Origin of the sequence: Algoriphagus zhangzhouensis (genome assembly GCF_900148515.1) — a bacterium.
In the GTDB taxonomy this organism is placed as follows: Bacteria; Bacteroidota; Bacteroidia; order Cytophagales; family Cyclobacteriaceae; genus Algoriphagus; species Algoriphagus zhangzhouensis.
Window position 1 is genome coordinate 116,869 of sequence record NZ_FRXN01000006.1, and the last position, 18,811, is coordinate 135,679.

An 18,811-nucleotide genomic window follows, 5' to 3' on the forward strand; every position below is an offset into this window, starting at 1 on the left:
CTATTCATTTTGAGAAAGTTCTTAGGAGAAAAGTCTGATTCCTCATTTTTTTACTTCTCTTTTTCCTTTCTTTGTACCTTAATTTTTCAAACCTAGTAACCTATGCGACAGCTGCTTCTTAGACCCGGTGCAGAGGAATTGTCCTACGAAATTCGAGGCATCGTAAAAAAAGCCCGCCAAATCGAGTCATTGGGGTATTCCATGACTTGGGAAAATATTGGTGATCCGATCCAAAAGAACAACCATGTTCCAGATTGGATGAAAGAAATCATTTCTGATCTGTTGAAACAGGATAAAACCTATGGATATGCGGACTCCAAAGGTGTGTTGGAAACTAGACAATTTCTTGCCGATTTGAACAATGGATTGGGAGGTACTCAAATTACAGCAGAGGACATTCTCTTTTTCAATGGATTGGGTGATGCTATTGCAAAATTGTACCAGTTCTTGGTGCCAACAGCGAGGATCATTGGTCCCTCACCGGCATATTCTACCCATAGCTCTGCAGAAGCTGCTCACGCAAATACGGCTCCGATTACCTATAAGCTCGATCCAGATAATCAATGGCTTCCTGATATGGATGATTTGTACATGAAAGTCAAATACAATCCATCAATCGTGGGGATTTTAATCATCAATCCGGATAATCCGACGGGGATGGTTTATCCTAGAGAGGTTTTGGAAGGCTTTGTGAAAATCGCCGAGGAGTTCAATCTTCTTTTGGTAGTGGATGAAATCTACCAGAATATCACCTATAATGGAATCAAAGCCGTTCCCTTAGCTGAGGTTTTGGGAGATAGACCAGCTATTTCATTGAAAGGGATATCTAAAGAATTCCCTTGGCCGGGTGCGAGATGTGGTTGGATGGAGTTTTATAATCGGGAATCATCAAAAGAGTTTTCTAAGCTTTGTCAGACTCTGGAAAATGCCAAGATGATTGAGGTTTGTTCCACCATCTTGCCTCAATTGGCTATACCTATTATAATGAGTCATCCTGCGTATCATGAATACCGTGTTAAGGCGAATAATGATATCGGAAGAAGAAGTGAATGGATGGCCGAGATACTAGGCGATATTCCTGGGATAAAATTCAACCCGACTCAAGGAGCTTTTTATAATACCATCGTTTTTGATGAAGGAGTGTTGAATCCTGATCAAAAGTTAGAAGTGGAAGATCCAAGACTCAAAACTTTGGTGGAAGGCTGGGTTTCTGATCCTACAATGCCTTTGGATAAAAGATTTGTCTATTACCTATTGGCATCCGAAAGAATTTGTGTGGTTCCAATTTCCTCTTTCTGCTCAGATTTGAGGGGGTTCCGTGTGACTTTGTTGGAAGAAAAAGAAGAGGTGTTTAAGGATACGTTTACGCGATTAGGGAAAGCGATTAAGGAGTATTTGAAGGGCAAATAGAAGTTTGAGAAAATCTAAATTCTTAAGTGAAAAATCTAAAACTTAGACCGATTAACTTTGAGAGTTCCTCTTGGCATTGATTATCATAGTGGTGAAAATTGCAGTTAACTCGCAAGCTTCTTTATGTAGTGGTTTAATTCTTTCTTCAGTTATAATTCCTGATTCAAAGATTAATTCAAGCCAGAAAACTGTTTCATCTGCTTCCTCTTGAACTATTGAAAGCTTTGAAATAAACTCTGCTCGAGACCGACCTCGCTGTGCAGATCTGTAATTTGCTCCAATGGATGTTCCAGATCTAACTATTTGTTTTCCTAATTCAAACCCAGCCGTTGTTTTTGGGAGTTCGGTTACAAGCTTAATGATTTCCAAAGCGAATGCTTTTGTTCTTTGCTTAAGGTCTTTGTCCATGTCGGCGTCCTTTTTTAGCTTTCATAATTTAGAATTCTGACTTTTAATGCTCTCTCACTTTAATCCTTGAATCAGGGACTATTATTTCTTCTTCAATTATTACATGATCTAAGTTTGATAGGTTGGGTTGTCCGGCGTTGATCCAAGCGGTATACCAAAAGTCAGCTATCATTTTGATGCTTTTCTTCATTTGTTTTTCCACCATGCCATCAAGTCTTTCTGAGTAGGTATTCGAAAAATCCTGGGAGTAAACTCTCACCGTAAGTTTATTCCTTTCTTCAAAACTGAACTTTTGATCCTCAGGAAATTCTTGAGTCAATTCTTTTTCAATCAACAATACAGAATCCACCAAGCTATGAGCTTCGAGAACTGCATCCCAAATGGCAAGCTGTGGGTTTTTGATATATTCCGCTTTTCCAACCCAAAGACTATAATCAGTAGCCTGTAATTCTGGGATTCTACTTTCCCAAAAACCATGGATTCCTTCCTGACCTGTCAATTGACCATTATAGTTCATCGTGGTATGAAGCGGGACATTCAAGTCCCCGATATAATGACCTAAGTCAGCAGAGAGCCGAAGAATTGCGGATTCATTTTTTTCTTCCATCGCTTTGGTCAAGTTCAGGAAAGTAAAATAGGCTGACCAAGGGCCGATCCCATTGAGCCTTATGCTGTCTTCTCCAATTAATTCGACTGCTTCATTCCAATAAATAGGAAGTATATGTTGAGCAGAATCTCCATAATGGTCCAAATCGATATAATGTTTTTCAGCTTCTCCTTCGACTGCATATCTTCTTCTGTCAGGATTGACTGCCTTTTCTGTAATGAATTGGATATGAGGCTTGTAAAAACTAATTAATTCGGGAGGTAAAGAATATACAGCCATCCTGTTGATCAAAGAATGAGCATAAAATCCCCAGAAAATAGGGGTCGGTTTCAAAATGAAAGAGTAAAAAGCAAGTATGATAAAAAACTTCATTCTTAAAATAATCAGAATTTAGAAAGGTAAAAAGTATCAAAAACAGCTATATTTGCCAAATAATGAGGGTTTTGATGGCTTTTTGCATCTTAAAATTTCTCGTCTTGCTAAGGAATGTTCACATTTCCTTTTGCAGTATTAATAATTTACAATAACTTTGCACTCCAATTCGGTATAGGGGAACGTAAAGAACTTTATTTAAATCAAGATATGGCAAATCACAAATCAGCTCTTAAGAGAATTCGTGCTAACGAAGCGAAGCGTTTGAGAAACAGATATCAGGCCAAGACCACAAGAACTTTCATCAAGAAACTTAAGGCTGCTACTGATAAAGTAGAAGCAATGGAGTTGTACAAGAAAGTATCTTCTATGTTGGATAAATTGGCGAAGAAGAATGTGATTCACAAGAACAACGCTAATAACAAAAAATCAAGATTGGCTAAGTTCGTTAACGCTATTGGTTAATCCTTGAGACGAAATTTCATTGAAAACCTCGCTGTGCGGGGTTTTTTTATGTTTAATTTTTAGATATTTTTAGTTGATTAATTTTTTAATTGAAAGCTATGGAGACTTATTCCTCTTTAAAAATCAGTCAGCTTGCTGAAGAAGACCGACCTAGGGAAAAATTACTTTTAAAAGGCAAATCAGCCCTTTCTGATGCCGAATTGATTGCTATTCTGATTGGTTCAGGAACAGCTTCTTTAAGTGCTGTTGATCTTTCGCGAAGTATTTTGGGGTCCGTTGAGCATAACTTGGCATTATTGGCTCGTTTAAGTATTCAGGATTTGAAGAAGTTCAAAGGAATTGGAGAAGCAAAAGCGATTTCAATTGTAAGTGCTTTGGAGTTGGGTAGAAGACGAAAGGATTCTGAGCCTCAGAAAAAAGTGAAAATCACAAGTTCTGTTGATATCTATAATCTAATGAAACCTGAAATGCTGGATGAACAAGTAGAGCTTTTTTACCTTGTCCTTCTTTCACGATCCAATCAGGTGATCAAAAAGCATCTTGTGTCTCAAGGAGGTACGGCAGGAACAGTGGTTGATCCAAAAGTAGTTTTTAAAGTGGGTTTGGAGCACTTGGCACAATCTATGATTCTAGTTCATAATCATCCCAGTGGCTCTTTAACTCCCTCGGAGCAAGATAAAAGATTGACCAAACGGTTGGTCGAAATCGGTCGTGCTTTGGATTTGCCGGTGCTAGATCATGTGATTTTTACAGATACTGGCTATTTTAGCTTCGCCGATGAAGGTGAGCTATAAATTATGAAGACCAATACTATCCTAATCATTTTTGTTTCAGTTGTTGTTCTTGCTGCAGTAGGCTATATGCTTACTAGCGCTGAGGATCCTGAAGTTTATTTGGAAAAAATTGAAGCAGAGAGAGAAAGACAATACAAATTTATCCGATACAATATCGATTCACCCCTTTCTGACGAACAAAAGCAGAATTTCAAGGAGTTGGATTTTTATCCTATTGACCCGCTTTATAAAGTGAAGGCGAGGTTGATTTCCAATGAAGAAAAACGGATGCGTGAAGTTCCTATGACAGATGGTTCAGTGGAAAAATACATTGAGCATTCCTATGCTGAATTTGAGTTGAATGGAAAGACAAATCGACTGTTGCTGCTTCAGTCTGTGGATGAAAAAGATATGCGGAATTTTTTCTTGGCATTTGCTGACGAAACCAGCGGGCGAGATACTTATGGAGGAGGTCGCTACATCAATGTAAGGCAAGACGGAAAGACCTCAATCACCATTGATTTCAACTTGGCCTACAATCCGTATTGTGCTTATAATCCAGATTATGCCTGTCCTTTGCCTCCCAAAGAGAATTTATTGAACATTTCTATTGAGGCTGGAGAGAAAAATTACAAAGATTAGCCTTTTTGGCTGTTCCAAATCTGTTAAATTTGTGAGCATTTCAAGGTAAAATGGGGTTTTCGAACCCTTTTTGTTTATGCGGCTGGAGCTTTTTCTGGCCAAACCCAATTATTCCATGAAAATTTCAATCAATCGATTAAAAAAATATATCCCTTTAACCGAAAGTCCTGAAGAAGTTGGTGCATTGCTGACACAATCTGGTTTGGAAGTAGAAGGGATTGATGAATTTATTTCAATACCGGGTGGACTTGAAGGGATTGTGATCGGTGAAGTACTGACCTGTGTGAAGCATCCCGATGCAGACAAACTAAGCTTGACCACAGTTGATATTGGAGCTGATGAGCCTTCTCAAATTGTATGTGGAGCGCCAAATGTAGCCCAAGGTCAGAAGGTTTTGGTAGCTACAGTTGGAGCTACGCTTTATCCTACCGAAGGAGAGCCTTTCACCATCAAGAAAGCAAAAATCAGAGGGCAAGTTTCACAAGGAATGATTTGTGCTGAGGATGAATTGGGGATTGGTACTTCCCATGCAGGGATTATGGTATTGGGTACTGATTTACCAAATGGTACTCCTGCATCTGAATTGATTCCAGTAACCCATGATCAGGTTTTGGAAATCGGTTTGACTCCAAACCGTGCCGATGCAGCTTCCCATTTGGGAGTTTCCAGAGATTTGAAAGCTCTTTTAGGAAAAGATTTGGCGATAGATGCTGATCCTGAAATCAAAATTGAAGCTGAAGGACCGAAGATTTCTGTTGAGGTAGAAAATGCTGATGACTGTCCGAGATATGCTGGAATCGTTGTTTCTGACTTGAAGGTTGCCCCTTCTCCGCAATGGTTGCAGGATTTCTTGAAAGCCTTGGATTTAGAGCCGATTAACAACGTTGTGGACATCACCAATTTCATCTTGCATGATTTGGGACAACCACTTCACGCTTTTGACGCAGATAAGATTTCTGAAGGGAAAGTCATCGTTAAAAAGCTTCCTAAAGACACTAAATTCATCACTTTGGACGAAAAAGAGCGAAAGCTTTCCGGCGAAGAATTGATGATCTGTGATCCAAATGGAGGAATGTGTATTGCGGGGATTTTTGGAGGAATCGGTTCTGGAGTTTCTGACGAAACCACCTCAATTTTCATGGAGTCTGCTTATTTCTCTCCGGATGTGATCCGTAAAGGAGCTCAGTTCCATGGTCTGAAAACAGATGCATCTTTCCGTTTTGAAAGAGGAACAGATCCAAATATGCCTGTTTTTGCTTTGAAGCAAGCAGTGAAATTGTTGCAAGAGATTGCAGGAGGAAAAGTGAGCTCTGAAATCATCGATTTGTACCCTAATCCTGTAGCGGATTTTGAGATCGATGTAGAATATGGTCACATCAACCGTCTCATCGGAAAGAAGATTGATCCAATTGAGGTGAAGACTATTTTGGAGTCTTTAGATATCCAAGTTGTTGATGAAACTGAAGTTGGGTTCAAGGCAATTGTAAAGCCATACAGAGTAGATGTGACGAGAGAAGCTGATATCATTGAAGAAGTTTTGAGAATTCATGGCTTCCATCAAGTATTACTTTCTAATAATTTGAGTACTGATTTCTTAGCGGATCATCCGGTTAAGGATCTGAACAAATTACAATATCGTCTTTCAGAGATTTTGTCTGGACAGGGGTATTATGAGATGATTACCAATAGCTTGACCAAGCCATCCTATTCTGAAAAGTCTGGATATTTGGATCCACAATTGAATGTAGAGATATACAATAAATTGAGTGAAGATCTAGGTGTCATGAGACAGACTTTGCTCTTCAGCGGACTTGAAGTTTTGGCAAGAAATATCAACCGAAGACAAACTGATATCAAAGCATTTGAATTTGGTACAGTGTATCAAAAAGCAGAAACTGGATACCAAGAAGGCAAGAGATTGGCAATTTTCCATAGCGGTAATCGTTCTTCTGAGAGTTGGTTAGAGCCAGCTAGAGCTTTTGGTTTCTCGGATTTGTATTCCACTGTAGAAAGAATGCTGGAGAAGTTGGGGATTCAAATTGGAGATGTTTCCATGATCGAAACTCAGCCATTTGCTTATGGATTGAAGTTGATGCTTGGCCAGAAAGAACTTGGAATAATCGGTTTGGTAGATGACAAAATGTTGAAGTTGGCAGAAGTACGTCAAGAAGTTTGGTTCGCTGAGTTGGATTGGGACTTGATCTGCAAAAAAGCTTCAGGATTGAAAAAGTATCAGGAGATCTCCAAATTCCCAGAGGTAAGAAGAGATTTGTCTTTGGTAATTGATAAATCTGTCAACTACGATTCTGTGAAATCCGTAGCATTAAAAGCTGGCGGAAGATTGCTTCAAAGAGTTGGTGTTTTCGACGTCTACCAAGGAGAAAAAATCGAAGCGGGTAAGAAAGCTTATGCGTTGAGTTTTTACCTACAGGATCAGGAAAATACTCTGACCGATAAGGTAATTGATAAAACAATGAGTAAATTGATTCAGGCCTTCCAAAATGAGGTAGGCGCTGTTATTCGAACTTAAGAATATGATTCACGAGGAACTGCAAAAACTTGAAAAACTAGCTTATCAGGCTGGGCAAAAGCTTCAGGTGCTTTCTGAAGAAAATAGCCTATTGAAGCAAAAGATGGCGGATATGACAGCGGATTTGGAGAAGAAAGAGCAGGAAATCGACCATTTTAAAAAACAGATTAAAATTAGTAACATTGTGGACAACCGACCGGTGAATCCAGGGGATTCGGCCGAAATGAGTGAATTAATCAATAATTATATACAAGAAATAGATCATTTGATCACCTACTTATCCGAGTGATATGGAGACACTTGCCATACGAGTCAAAATAGGGGATAGAGAATATCCTATGAGAGTCAAAGTGGAGGATGAATCAAAAATCCGCCATGCTGGCAAACTGATCAATGAGAAATTGAGGAAATATAAAACTGAATTTGGTTTGGATGACAACCAGGACTTATTAGCCATGGTGGCTTTTGATTGCATGGTGGAATCCCTAGAAACCAATGAAGTGACAGCCGAGGATAGTGAACATATTCGCAGTAGTATAGCCAATATAAATTCCATTTTGTCCAAAGTTGTATAGTTGAAAAAATCCCACTGATTTCCCGAATTTTTCAGGATTCCTACAGGTTCATTTATATCCAAAACAACCTATGGGAGACGTACTATATATTATCCTGGCGGGCCTTGTTGGCCTTGGTGCAGGAGCTGCGCTTGCGGGCGTTTTTATTAAAAATAAACACAAGCAATTAGAAGAAGAGACTCGCGACAAAGTCAAATCAATGTTGAGAGAGGCAGAGATTTCCGCAGAGTCCATGAAAAAGGATAAAATCCTTGAGGCGAAAGAAAAGTATCTGAAGCTAAAGTCCGAATTTGATGATGATATGTCCCGTAAAAAGAACATCATCATTACCAATGAGAATAAGGTTAAGCAGCGTGAGCAGCAGGTAGCTAAAGAGCTAGAGCATGTGAAAAGAAAAGAAGCTGAATTGGATTCCAAAAAAGAGAATCTAAATGCTCAGCTTCATGCAGTTCAAGTCAAAAAAGAAGAGTTGGACAAAGTGACAAATCAGAGAATCGCTGATTTGGAAAAAGTTGCTGGATTGACCAGGGAAGAGGCAAGAGAGCAATTAATCACTATGCTTACAGAAGAAGCTCAGACCAAGGCGTCTTCTCAAATCAAAGACATTTTGGACGAGGCAAAACTTTCAGCAACTAAGCAGGCTAAAAAGATTGTCTTGGATACCATCCAGAGAACAGCTACTGAGCATGCTGTTGAAAACTGCGTGTCAGTATTCAATATCGATAGCGATGATATCAAAGGGAAAATCATCGGACGTGAAGGTAGAAACATCCGTGCTTTGGAATCTGCTACCGGTGTTGAGATTGTAGTGGATGATACTCCAGAAGCAATCATCATTTCTGGTTTTGATCCAGTGAGAAGAGAGATCGCAAGATTGTCACTTCATAGATTGGTTCAGGATGGTAGAATCCATCCTGCAAGAATCGAAGAAGTAGTAGCGAAAACTGAGAAGAACATCGAAGAAGAGATCGTTGAAATTGGTGAAAGAACCTGTATCGATTTGGGAGTGCATGGTTTGCATCCAGAATTGATCAAAATGGTCGGCCGAATGAGATTTAGATCTTCTTATGGTCAAAACCTGTTGCAACACTCCAGAGAGGTCGCAAAACTTTCCTCTACCATGGCAGCCGAAATGGGCTTGAATGCCAAGTTGGCGAAGAGAGCAGGCTTGCTTCATGATATCGGTAAAGTATGGCCAGAAGAACAAGAATTGCCTCACGCAATCTTGGGTATGGAATTGGCCAAGCGTTACAAAGAGCATCCTGAAGTTTGCAATGCGATTGGAGCTCACCACGATGAGATTGAGATGACTTCCATGATTTCGCCAATTGTTCAGGCGTCTGATGCGATTTCCGGTTCTAGACCTGGTGCTAGACGTGAGATCATGGATAGCTATATCAAGCGATTGAAAGAGTTGGAAGAGCTAGCACTTGGGTTTGATGGAGTAAACAAATGCTTTGCAATGCAGGCAGGTAGGGAGCTACGAGTTTTGGTAGATGCAGAAAATGTAGACGATCAAACTGCAGGAAAGCTTTCATTTGATATCTCGCAGAAGATCGAAAAAGAAATGCAATATCCTGGTCAGATTAAAATCACTGTGATTCGTGAGATGAGAGCAGTGAATTATGCCAGATAAAATAAGAAAAACTACTATTTTAGAGCAGCTGGAAAACCAGCTGCTTTTTTTATGTTTTTAGAAGCCAGTTATCTTCAATTAATCGGTGAGGCCTTCGAAGGTCTCTATTTCCTGCTTTTTCATTATCGGTTGAAGCCATCCGATATACAGCTTTTGGAAAAGCATTTTCCATATTATTCCACGCTCAAACCACAACATCAAAGAGAGTTTCGGAAGAAATTGGAAATGATTGTTTCCCAAAAGAAGTTTATCCCAAGGGGAGGAATGAAGGAGGTTTCAATGGAAATGAAATTAATGATAGGAGCTTCTATCGTCCAGGTGACTTTCGGGTTTTGGAAGGTCTTTTTAAGTCATTTCAAAAAGATCTTGATCTATCCAGATACCTATTACTCGACCATTTCCAAACAATATCATCGTGGTGAGGTCAATCCAAGATTTGGGATGATTGTACTTTCATGGTCATGTTTCGTGGATGGCTTTGTTGACAACCAAGATGGTGTAAATCTGGGAGTGCATGAAGTGGCCCACGCTTTGAAACTTGAAAATCAAATTCATTACAATCAGGAAAGCAATTTCCTTCACCCTGGGATTTGGAGAGATTTTCTAAAACATTCTGAATTAGAAAAAGAGCAAATCCGAATAGGAACCGATGACTTTTTTAGAGAAAGAGGTTCAGTAGATGAAGATGAGTTTTTTGCAGTAGCCTTGGAGAATTTCTTTGAAAGACCGGAGGAATTCAAATTAAGGAAAAAGGAGCTATACCATTTGTTGGTTCAGCTCCTTCGTCAAGATCCTATTACCTTAAAATCAGCCTAAGCTATCTTCTCCTCCAGTTTTTCAAGTGATGTTACCAACGCTTCCTGAAGTCCTGGCAGCAAACTTAAATCTTGATCCCAAAGACTTGAATTTTGTAGAATCGCCTGAATCATTTTACTCTTGTCAGGATTGCTCCAAGCCACTTCGAAAAAAGTAATCACCTCCGATGAATCATTCAAAGGCATTGTCTCGCCATTTACATCTCCTTTATAAAATAAGATCGTGGCAGCAAAAGCAGTAATCATTTTCTCTGGCCAAGCTCCATTTTGATTGAAGAAATCGAGAATAGAAGGAAGTACTCGGACTTTGAACTTTGAAATGCTATTTAAAGCAATGGACTTCAATTCATGCCGGATAAATGGATTGGCAAACCGTTCCAAGACTGCATTCGCAAAAGTCTCAAGTTCTCCTTTGTCCATATCCAAAATTGGGACGATTTCGGTTGCTATGAGCTCTTTGAGCCAAGTTCCGATCTCAGAGTGCTCCACAGACTCGCGGACGGTTCTCAGGCCCTGCAAATATGCATAAGGTACCAGACAAGTATGTGCTCCATTGAGGATTCTGACTTTTCTAGTTCTGTAAGGTGTCAAATCAGCTACGAAAGAAACATCCAGTCCGGCTTTCGGGAAAGGAAGTTCTTCCTGAATCTTCTCAGGTCCCTCGATCGCCCAAAAATGAAAAGGCTCAGCCATCACCTGAAGTTTGTCTTCAAATTCAATATCACTTCCATCTTTAGGGAAGCCGGGGACAATTCTATCAACTAAGGTGTCATAGAAATAAGAGCCTTCTTCAATCCACTTTGCAAAGCCTTCAGGAAGCTTCCATAGATCTACATATTGAAGGATACATTCTTTGAGTTTTCTCCCATTTTTCTCGATCAACTCGCAGGGTAAAAAGTGTAGTCCTTTTGAAATATCTCCATCGAAAAACTGAAATCTCCGGTAAAGCAATGCAGTTAATTTCCCTGGGAAAGTAGTCGGTATTTCTTTGGGTTCATCGTCATCGGAATCGAATTGAATTCCAGATTCGGTGGTGTTGGAAAGGATAAATCTTAAGTCCGGATTTTCTCCCAAAATCAAATAATCTTCATAGGATTCATAAATAGAAGAGTATGATTGAACACAGGAAATCAAGGTAGTGTCTTCAAATACTTTTCCATTTTTCAACCCTTTCTCCAACACATGAAACAAGCAGTCCTGCTCAATCATTTTTGGATCCGCTTTGGGAGAATGAATTTGAACAGTATGAATTCCTCCATCAAATAGGTTTTGATCGATCAGTTTTTGGACCATCCAATCTGCAAAGGCACGCAAAAAATTACCGTTACCATATTGGAGGATTTTGACAGGTCTAAAAGTGAAATCTACTTCTGATTTTGAAAGCGTTTTCATGAATTTTGATAATTATTAGGATTGGGGGAAGGATAATTTTGGAAATATAGTGGATGCTAATTTGAGGACTGTCCTGCAAATTAGAATAAACCATGGGAGTCCGGAATTATGGAAAAGAAATAAATAAGATGTTTCAAATCAATAGGTTGTTATTGGTTTTTGGAAAACAATTCAAACCCGAAATTTCTGGACGATTGATTCTTTCATAAGTGAGACGTGAGAGCCTAATTGTTGAGTATTTATCTAAAAATAAGGTCAAATTGAATAAACTCCCGGTCAGCCTATGTTTAGAGTTCTGTTAATTTGGTTGTTGAGTCTAAATTATATTCCCTTCCAGAAGGAATTGAATTCAATTTTTAATTGGATTTTTTATTCTGTTTTTGGAATGGTTTGCACAATGTTAAAATAAAGCCTTTAACTTAAACAGAATAGGGATTGAAGCTAAATTTGGGAGCTTTGCTACCAAAACTGCCAATTGCAATGAAAATGGAATCGCCGAATTAGATAGGTTTAAATTTGGCTGATACATCAAGATTAGAGTCCATCCAATTAACAACCAATAACAACCCAAAGTGATGAAATTAAAATTAACCAGCCCCATACTAATCTTATTTATACTTCTCTTTCAGCCTCTAGTCAAGGCCCAGCAAAACCTGGAAGATATATATAAGGGAGTGGAGTTTGAGATGCCCAAAGTCAAAGAAACCAGTTTTCCTGATTTCAAAAGAAGCATTGTGGAGTTTGGGGCAGTCGGAGATGGTCTGACCAAAAACTCTGATGCTTTTAAACTTGCCATAGAGGAAGTTTCTAAAAATGGAGGTGGAAAGGTGATTGTCCCCAGAGGAATTTGGCTAACTGGTCCAATCACACTTTTGAGTAATATTAATCTTCATTTGGAAGATGGAGCTTTGATTATTTTTAGTAGGGATAAAGAGGATTATCCATTAGTAGATACAAGTTTCGAAGGCCTAAACACTGTACGCTGTCTTTCCCCCATCAATGCCTATCAGGTGGAGAACATCGCAATAACAGGAAAAGGCACTATAGACGGAAGTGGAGATGCTTGGAGGGCGGTGAAGAGAGATAAAGTGACAGAAAACCAATGGAACAATTTGGTGAAATCAGGCGGGATCGTTGAAGGTTCAAACTGGTACCCTTCCCAGTCATTTTTGGATGGATATCATGCCAGTAGTAGCTTTAATGTACCTGATATCAAGGACCGAAAAGAACTTGAGAAGATGAAAGATTTCCTTAGGCCAGTGATGGTCAGTATCCGTGAAAGTAAGCGTGTGCTGTTGGATGGCCCTACTTTCCAGAATTCACCGGCATGGAACATTCACCCATTGATGAGTGAAGATGTGATCATCAGAAATCTGAATGTCAGAAACCCTTGGTATTCCCAAAATGGAGATGGTTTGGATTTGGAATCCTGTAAAAATGCATTGATCTATAATAATACATTTGATGTAGGAGATGATGCCATCTGTATCAAATCAGGTAAGGATAAAGACGGTCGGGATCGGGCAATACCCACTGAAAATGTCATTATCAAAAATAACGTGGTTTATCACGGACATGGGGGAGTGACTGTGGGGAGTGAAATGTCCAGCGGAGTGAAGAATATTCATATATCCAATTGTACGTTCATGGGTACGGATATAGGATTGAGATTCAAAAGTACCCGGGGACGAGGTGGCATTGTAGAGAATATTTGGATTTCCAATATTGATATGATTGGCATTCCGACTGAAGCAATCGGGTTCAATATGTTCTACACAGGAAATAGTCCGATCATAGAAGGAGACCAAAGTGAAGAAGATGAAAAAAGGCAGGAAAATTTAATTCCAGTGACTGAAGAAACTCCGGTTTTCAGAAATATCAGTATGAAAAACATCCAAGTCACCGATTCAGAAACTGCAGCATTTTTCATGGGGCTACCTGAAATGAAATTGGAAAATGTGCGATTGGAAAACGCTGTTTTGGATGCTAAAAATGGGATTACAGCAATTGATGCTTCAGGACTAGAACTCATCAATGTAAAGGTTTTAGGGACCAATGAGGTGCCTCTGACCATTTACAATAGCCAGGGAGTAACCGTTAGCGGTTTCGAATTCGAAGAAAACGGAAAGCCTGCAGTATGGATTTTGGGTAATTCCAATCGGGTGGAATTGAATAAGGCAGATTTTTCTAAACCAGACCAGATTTTAAAAGGAACCGGACTTCCTGCGAATGCAGTAAAAATGAATTGATATGAAGTTAATTGTAATCCTGATTTCTTTATTTTCCCTTTTTGTTGTTACCATATTCGAAAGTGATGAGCCTCAGGAGGAGATCACTGTTTTCATGGTGGGTGATTCTACTATGGCTGATAAACCTTATGCAGGTAGCAATCCCGAGAAAGGATGGGGACAGGTTTTTCCACTTTATTTCAAAGAAGGGATTCGATTTGAAAACCATGCAAAAAATGGAAGGAGTGCAGCTAGTTTCAGGTCTGAGGGTAGATGGGATGTAGTTATGGATAGAATGAAGTCTGGAGACTATGTGATTATCGAATTTGGGCACAATGATGAGAAAATCAATAAAGAGGATAAAGACGCCTATGCGGATTCCACTTTTCGCCAAAACCTAACTCGATTTATCAAAGAAGTGAGAGAGAAAGGGGGAAAGCCCGTGTTGGCTACACCGATCTCAAGGAGAAGTTTTGATGAAAATGGATTTTTGACAGATACCCATGGAAAATATTCAGTGGTGGTACGAGAGGTTGCCTCAGATGAATCTGTTCCACTTTTTGAACTTCATAAAAAGACCATAGCTCTGATTGAACAATTTGGTCAGGAGAAATCCAAAGAACTGTTTTTGCATTACAAACCAGGTGATTATTCAGTTTTTCCTGATGGAAAAGAAGATAATACCCATCTTTCTCCAACAGGTGCATTTAAGGTCAGTGACTTGGCTGTTGAGGAGCTGAGAAGGGAATTGCCGGAATTGGTGAAATATTTAAAAGACTAAAACAAGACAAATGAAATTTGAACATTTTGCTATCAATGTCCCTGATAGCCAGGCTACATCTTTATGGTATGAGGAGCATTTGGGATTGACTGTGAAGAAGAAAATGACTGAACCTCCTTACATGACGTTTTTGGCGGATGATAGTGGTACAGTGATGTTGGAGATATACAGCAATCCAAAAGGTGAAACTTTGGATTTTGTGGGCTTACATCCCTTGGCAGTGCATTTAGCCTTAGTTTCAGAAGATCCGACAGCCGACAAAAAGCGATTGATAGAAGCTGGTGCTACTGAGTTTTCTGATAATATTTTGCCAGATGGATCACATTTGGTGATGCTAAGAGACCCTTGGGGAATCTGCCTGCAGCTTTGTAAAAGAGCTGTTCCGATGATCTAAATTTCTTTTGAGCTTCATTCTAAATTCCTTAAGATTAGAATTATGGGTGATTTTTTGATCTCATATGATGAATTGCAACAGACTCTAAAAGAAGTCCTAATCCAGTTTGGGTTTTCTGAGGAAAGAGCAGATCAAAGTGCTCATTTATTTGCTAAGACGGACTTGGATGGTGTTCGTTCCCATGGAGTCAATAGGTTTCCGGTTTTTCTGAAATACATCCAAAATGGCTATGTAGATCCCTCCAAGGAACCCGATTTGGAAAGCAGTATTGGTATTTTTGAAAGGTGGGATGGACAGCTGGGACCGGGTAATTTAAATGCGAGCTTCGCAATGTCACGAGCCATTGAAATCTCTAAGAATTTTGGAATAGGCTGCGTGGCTTTGAAGCAAACCAATCATTGGATGCGTGGAGGAAATTTTGGCTGGCAGGCTGTAGAGTCAGGGAAAATTGGAATTTGTTTTACTAATACAAAGGCCAATATGCCTGCTTGGGGAGGAAGCGAACCGAAGCTCGGGAATAATCCTTTGATCGTGGCCATTCCAAGAAAGAAAGGCCCAATTGTATTGGATATGGCCATGTCTCAATTTGCATATGGAAAGCTTTCTAATTTTGCTCGAGCAGGTACGAAAACTCCTTACGAAGCAGGTTTTGATACAGATGGTAATTTGACCAAAGATCCCAATGTGATCATTGAGAATGACATGGCTTTGCCTGCGGGAATGTGGAAGGGAGCAGGATTGTCTTTGGTATTAGATTTATTAGCTTCGATTCTTTCAGGGGGTGATAGTACCCATGAGGTTGATAAATCTGGGGTTGAAAAAGGCTTGTCTCAAGTGTTTTTAGCTTTGGATCCAAAGAAACTGGAGCTAGAAGAATGGGCTGAAACCAAGGCTGAGTCAATCATTCAGGATCTGAAAAGCTCCCAAGTTTTTGATGGAAAAGAAGTTTTTTATCCGGGGGAAAATGTCCTTCGAAATAGACAAATGAATTTAAAATCTGGAATCCCTGTAGATCAGGAAGTCTGGAATGAAATTTTAAAATTTAAAGAATCATGAAAAAATACGGAGTAGGAATAGTCGGCACAGGAGCAATTACGGGAAAGCAAATTGAGGCAGTAAATGGCTTGAGTAATGCGGAGGTTTTGGCACTTTTTAATCCCAATCCAGAATCTGCAAAGCGTGCTGAGGAAAAGTTTCAAATGAAAGTGGATACCGACATGGATCAATTCCTTTCTACTCCGGGAATGGATATAGTTTGCATTTGCTCTCCGAGTGGACATCACTTGATCCCTTCCATTGCCGCAGCCAAAGCTGGAAAGCATTTGGTCATAGAAAAGCCGATCGAAGTAACTTTGTCCCGATCAGATGAATTGACAAAAATCGCCGAGGAAAATAATGTCCGGTTGGAGGTGATTTTCCAAAACCGATTTTCAGAGGATTACCAAAAAATAGTGGAAGGAGTCCGAAATGGTACTTTTGGAAAGCTTTTGTTGGTCAACTCCCATATCAATTGGTATAGATCCGAAGAATATTACGCAACTAGCCAGTATAAGGGCACCATTGAAGGAGATGGTGGTGGTGCTTTGATCAATCAGGCGATCCATACCTTAGATTTGATGTTGAATATTACCGGAGATGTCAAGTCTGTCAATGCCAAAGTGAAAACTTCATTCCACGACATAGAAGCTGAAGATTTGGCCATGGCAATGGTGGAATTCAAATCTGGAGCATTGGGAAGTATCACTGCTGCAACTGCACTTTATCCAGGTTATCCAGAGAGGTTAGAAGTTTTTGGAAGTAAAGGAAGCGCGATTTTGGAAGGGGGAAAATTGATTGCCTGGAATATAAAAGGAGAGAAGCCTTTGGAAATAAAAAATGAGGCGGAGGGCTCTGGAGCGGCTGACCCTATGGCTATTGGCTATCAATTGCATCAAACTCAATGGAAAGAGTTTTTGGAGGCTCTTGATTCAGGTAAGCCAAATAATGTAGACGCAAAAATGGCGAGAAAATCGGTAGAGTTGATCCGAGGGATCTACCTATCTTCTCGCCAAAATAAAACGATTGAGTTTCCTTTTATTGATTAAAGGGAAACTCCTCTTTTCCAAGGAATAAAGTCGTCTTGCTCTAATTGCTGGGCTTTCGTAAGTGTTTCTCCACTAGCGACTTGAATGACGTATTCCAATATTTCTTCACCGACATCTTGAATCGATTTTTCGCCAGAGATAATTCCTCCTGAATCGATATCGATGATGTCTGGCATTTTTGTAGCCAATTTCGTGTTGCTTGAGATTTTTATAACAGGACTTACCGGGTTTCCAGTTGGAGTTCCCAATCCAGTAGTAAACAAGATCACGTTACATCCGGCGCCTGCCATAGCTGTTGTGGATTCTACATCATTTCCAGGAGTACATAGCAAAGTAAGTCCAGGATTCTTTACGAATTCTCCATAATCCAAAACATCTTGAACTGGTGATGTCCCACCTTTTTTGGCTGCTCCTGCGGATTTGATCGCATCTGTGATCAAGCCATCTTTGATATTTCCAGGGGATGGATTCATGTCAAATCCAGATCCAACAGCTTCTGCTCTAGAATTATAGGATTCCATCAAATGCGCGAATTTTTCCGCCTTTTCATCATCAACACATCTGTTGATCAATTCTTGTTCTACTCCGCATAGCTCAGGGAATTCAGATAGAACAGTGCTTCCTCCAAGTGTCACTAACAAGTCTGAAGCGTATCCTACTGCTGGGTTTGCAGAAATTCCAGAGAATCCATCTGATCCACCGCATTCGAGCCCCATTACCAAATGGTTCAAAGAAGCAGGCTTTCTCTTTTGTTCATTGACTTTGGTAAGCTCCAAGAATGTGCTTTTGATCGCCTTGGTTAACATTTGAGCTTCTGTTCCTTCATTTTGCTGAACAAAAAGAAGGGTTGGCTTTCCATGATTCGGGCTGAATTGATTCAGTTTTTCGAAAAGGGTTTCAGCTTCAGCATTTTGGCAGCCCAAGCTTAGTATTGTTGCACCTGCCACATTCGGATTGGCGATATATCCTGCCAACAAAGCACAAAGAGCTTCAGAATCTTGACGAGTTCCACCACAACCTAATTGGTGGGTAAGGAATTTAATGCCGTCAATATTGTCGAAAATTTTAGAAGAAGCAGAGGAATCAGAAGGGCCAGAGGCAAGGTTTTCAATAGCAGATTGGTTGCCATTTTTATAAAGGTCAGCCATTTCCCTTACCAAGTTTTTGTAAGGGTTGGTCTTTGCAAAACCCAACTCTTCCAAAAATGCTTCTTTGATGACGCCGACATTTCTGTTTTCACAAAAAACCAAAGGAATAACTACCCAATAGTTTCGAGTACCGACTCTTCCGTCATTTCTATGGTATCCCATAAAAGTCTTGTCCTTGAATCGGCTGATATCTGGCTTGATCCAATCCAGATCTGCAGACTTCTCTCCGAAGGCAGTGGTTTTATGGGCTATGTTATCAATTGTCAAGGCACTCCCGGCTTCAATGTTTTCCAAAGCCTTGCCTACAGTGATGCCATACATAATAATTTCATCTCCTGGCTCAAGATCCTGAAGTGAAAGTTTATGTTTTGCAGCAATGTGATCTTTTAATGTTATTTGGGACTCTCCAAAAGTCAAAGTGCTTCCAGCATCCAAATCTCTGAGAGCGACCAGCACGTTGTCATTTGGGTGTATTTGCAAACTTTCCTTGCTCATATAATATTTGGCAAAATAGGTTGGTTGAGGTTTTAGTTCAGCCCCTAAAGGTCTTT

At 39.8% G+C, this 18,811-nt stretch carries 18 protein-coding genes; 14 read left to right on the forward strand and 4 right to left on the reverse strand.

The window, feature by feature from the left end:
* The first annotated feature begins 102 nt into the window (after window positions 1-102).
* On the forward strand, window positions 103-1,410 hold the full coding sequence (locus BUF13_RS18325) for a pyridoxal phosphate-dependent aminotransferase (RefSeq protein ID WP_073573277.1): 1,308 nt from the start codon (window positions 103-105) through the stop codon (window positions 1,408-1,410).
* A gap of 51 nt (window positions 1,411-1,461) precedes the next feature.
* Here BUF13_RS18325 and BUF13_RS18330 read toward each other — a convergent pair whose 3' ends face one another.
* Both BUF13_RS18330 and BUF13_RS18335 read right to left on the reverse strand, forming a co-directional pair.
* Window positions 1,462-1,818: a four helix bundle protein gene (locus BUF13_RS18330; protein WP_073573278.1), complete on the reverse strand. Its 357-nt coding sequence runs from the start codon at window positions 1,816-1,818 to the stop codon at window positions 1,462-1,464.
* 43 nt (window positions 1,819-1,861) lie between these two features.
* Entirely contained in the window at window positions 1,862-2,797 is a 936-nt protein-coding gene (locus BUF13_RS18335) for a zinc dependent phospholipase C family protein (protein ID WP_073573279.1), read from the reverse strand.
* Between the two features lie 210 nt (window positions 2,798-3,007).
* On the opposite strand from BUF13_RS18335, the gene rpsT reads away from it, so the two are divergent.
* The 8 genes from rpsT (at window position 3,008) to BUF13_RS18375 (ending at window position 10,234) form a co-directional block, all read left to right on the forward strand.
* Window positions 3,008-3,262, forward strand: coding sequence for a 30S ribosomal protein S20 (rpsT, locus tag BUF13_RS18340; RefSeq protein WP_073573488.1), 255 nt, complete (start codon window positions 3,008-3,010; stop codon window positions 3,260-3,262).
* Window positions 3,263-3,360: 98 nt separating this feature from the next.
* Window positions 3,361-4,056 (forward strand): RadC family protein, encoded by a 696-nt coding sequence (radC, locus tag BUF13_RS18345; RefSeq protein ID WP_073573280.1) that lies wholly within the window; start codon window positions 3,361-3,363, stop codon window positions 4,054-4,056.
* Between the two features lie 3 nt (window positions 4,057-4,059).
* Entirely contained in the window at window positions 4,060-4,677 is a 618-nt protein-coding gene (locus BUF13_RS18350; RefSeq protein WP_073573281.1) for a DUF1684 domain-containing protein, read from the forward strand.
* A gap of 115 nt (window positions 4,678-4,792) precedes the next feature.
* Complete coding sequence (gene pheT / locus BUF13_RS18355) at window positions 4,793-7,207, forward strand: phenylalanine--tRNA ligase subunit beta (RefSeq protein ID WP_073573489.1); 2,415 nt, start codon at window positions 4,793-4,795, stop codon at window positions 7,205-7,207.
* Between the two features lie 4 nt (window positions 7,208-7,211).
* Window positions 7,212-7,496, forward strand: a complete 285-nt coding sequence (locus BUF13_RS18360; protein ID WP_073573282.1) for a hypothetical protein — start codon at window positions 7,212-7,214, stop codon at window positions 7,494-7,496.
* A 1-nt stretch (window position 7,497) separates the two neighbouring features.
* Window positions 7,498-7,782: a cell division protein ZapA gene (locus BUF13_RS18365; protein ID WP_073573283.1), complete on the forward strand. Its 285-nt coding sequence runs from the start codon at window positions 7,498-7,500 to the stop codon at window positions 7,780-7,782.
* Window positions 7,783-7,852: 70 nt separating this feature from the next.
* Complete coding sequence (gene rny, locus BUF13_RS18370) at window positions 7,853-9,418, forward strand: ribonuclease Y (protein ID WP_073573284.1); 1,566 nt, start codon at window positions 7,853-7,855, stop codon at window positions 9,416-9,418.
* A gap of 51 nt (window positions 9,419-9,469) precedes the next feature.
* Window positions 9,470-10,234: a zinc-dependent peptidase gene (locus tag BUF13_RS18375; RefSeq protein WP_073573285.1), complete on the forward strand. Its 765-nt coding sequence runs from the start codon at window positions 9,470-9,472 to the stop codon at window positions 10,232-10,234.
* On the opposite strand, the gene BUF13_RS18380 is transcribed toward BUF13_RS18375, so the two are convergent.
* On the reverse strand, window positions 10,231-11,625 hold the full coding sequence (locus BUF13_RS18380) for a tagaturonate reductase (RefSeq protein WP_073573286.1): 1,395 nt from the start codon (window positions 11,623-11,625) through the stop codon (window positions 10,231-10,233). The genes BUF13_RS18375 and BUF13_RS18380 overlap by 4 nt on opposite strands.
* Window positions 11,626-12,200: 575 nt before the next feature.
* Between BUF13_RS18380 and BUF13_RS18390 the strand changes: the two genes are divergently transcribed.
* Genes BUF13_RS18390 through BUF13_RS18410 form a run of 5 tightly spaced genes read left to right on the forward strand, consistent with a single transcriptional unit; the run spans window position 12,201 to window position 17,112 of the window.
* Window positions 12,201-13,874 (forward strand): glycoside hydrolase family 28 protein, encoded by a 1,674-nt coding sequence (locus BUF13_RS18390; RefSeq protein WP_073573288.1) that lies wholly within the window; start codon window positions 12,201-12,203, stop codon window positions 13,872-13,874.
* Window position 13,875: 1 nt separating this feature from the next.
* The gene (locus BUF13_RS18395; RefSeq protein WP_073573289.1) at window positions 13,876-14,634 is read left to right on the forward strand and encodes a rhamnogalacturonan acetylesterase; all 759 of its coding nucleotides are present in this window, start codon (window positions 13,876-13,878) and stop codon (window positions 14,632-14,634) included.
* Between the two features lie 10 nt (window positions 14,635-14,644).
* On the forward strand, window positions 14,645-15,028 hold the full coding sequence (locus tag BUF13_RS18400) for a VOC family protein (protein WP_073573290.1): 384 nt from the start codon (window positions 14,645-14,647) through the stop codon (window positions 15,026-15,028).
* A gap of 42 nt (window positions 15,029-15,070) precedes the next feature.
* Window positions 15,071-16,084, forward strand: a complete 1,014-nt coding sequence (gene yiaK / locus BUF13_RS18405) for a 3-dehydro-L-gulonate 2-dehydrogenase (protein ID WP_073573291.1) — start codon at window positions 15,071-15,073, stop codon at window positions 16,082-16,084.
* Window positions 16,081-17,112 carry a Gfo/Idh/MocA family protein gene (locus tag BUF13_RS18410; protein ID WP_073573292.1) on the forward strand — a complete coding sequence of 344 codons (1,032 nt, stop codon included), beginning with the start codon at window positions 16,081-16,083 and terminating at the stop codon, window positions 17,110-17,112. Before yiaK ends, BUF13_RS18410 begins: the two co-directional genes overlap by 4 nt.
* On the opposite strand, the gene BUF13_RS18415 is transcribed toward BUF13_RS18410, so the two are convergent.
* Complete coding sequence (locus tag BUF13_RS18415) at window positions 17,109-18,755, reverse strand: UxaA family hydrolase (protein WP_073573293.1); 1,647 nt, start codon at window positions 18,753-18,755, stop codon at window positions 17,109-17,111. The genes BUF13_RS18410 and BUF13_RS18415 overlap by 4 nt on opposite strands.
* Between the last annotated feature and the right edge of the window lie 56 nt (window positions 18,756-18,811).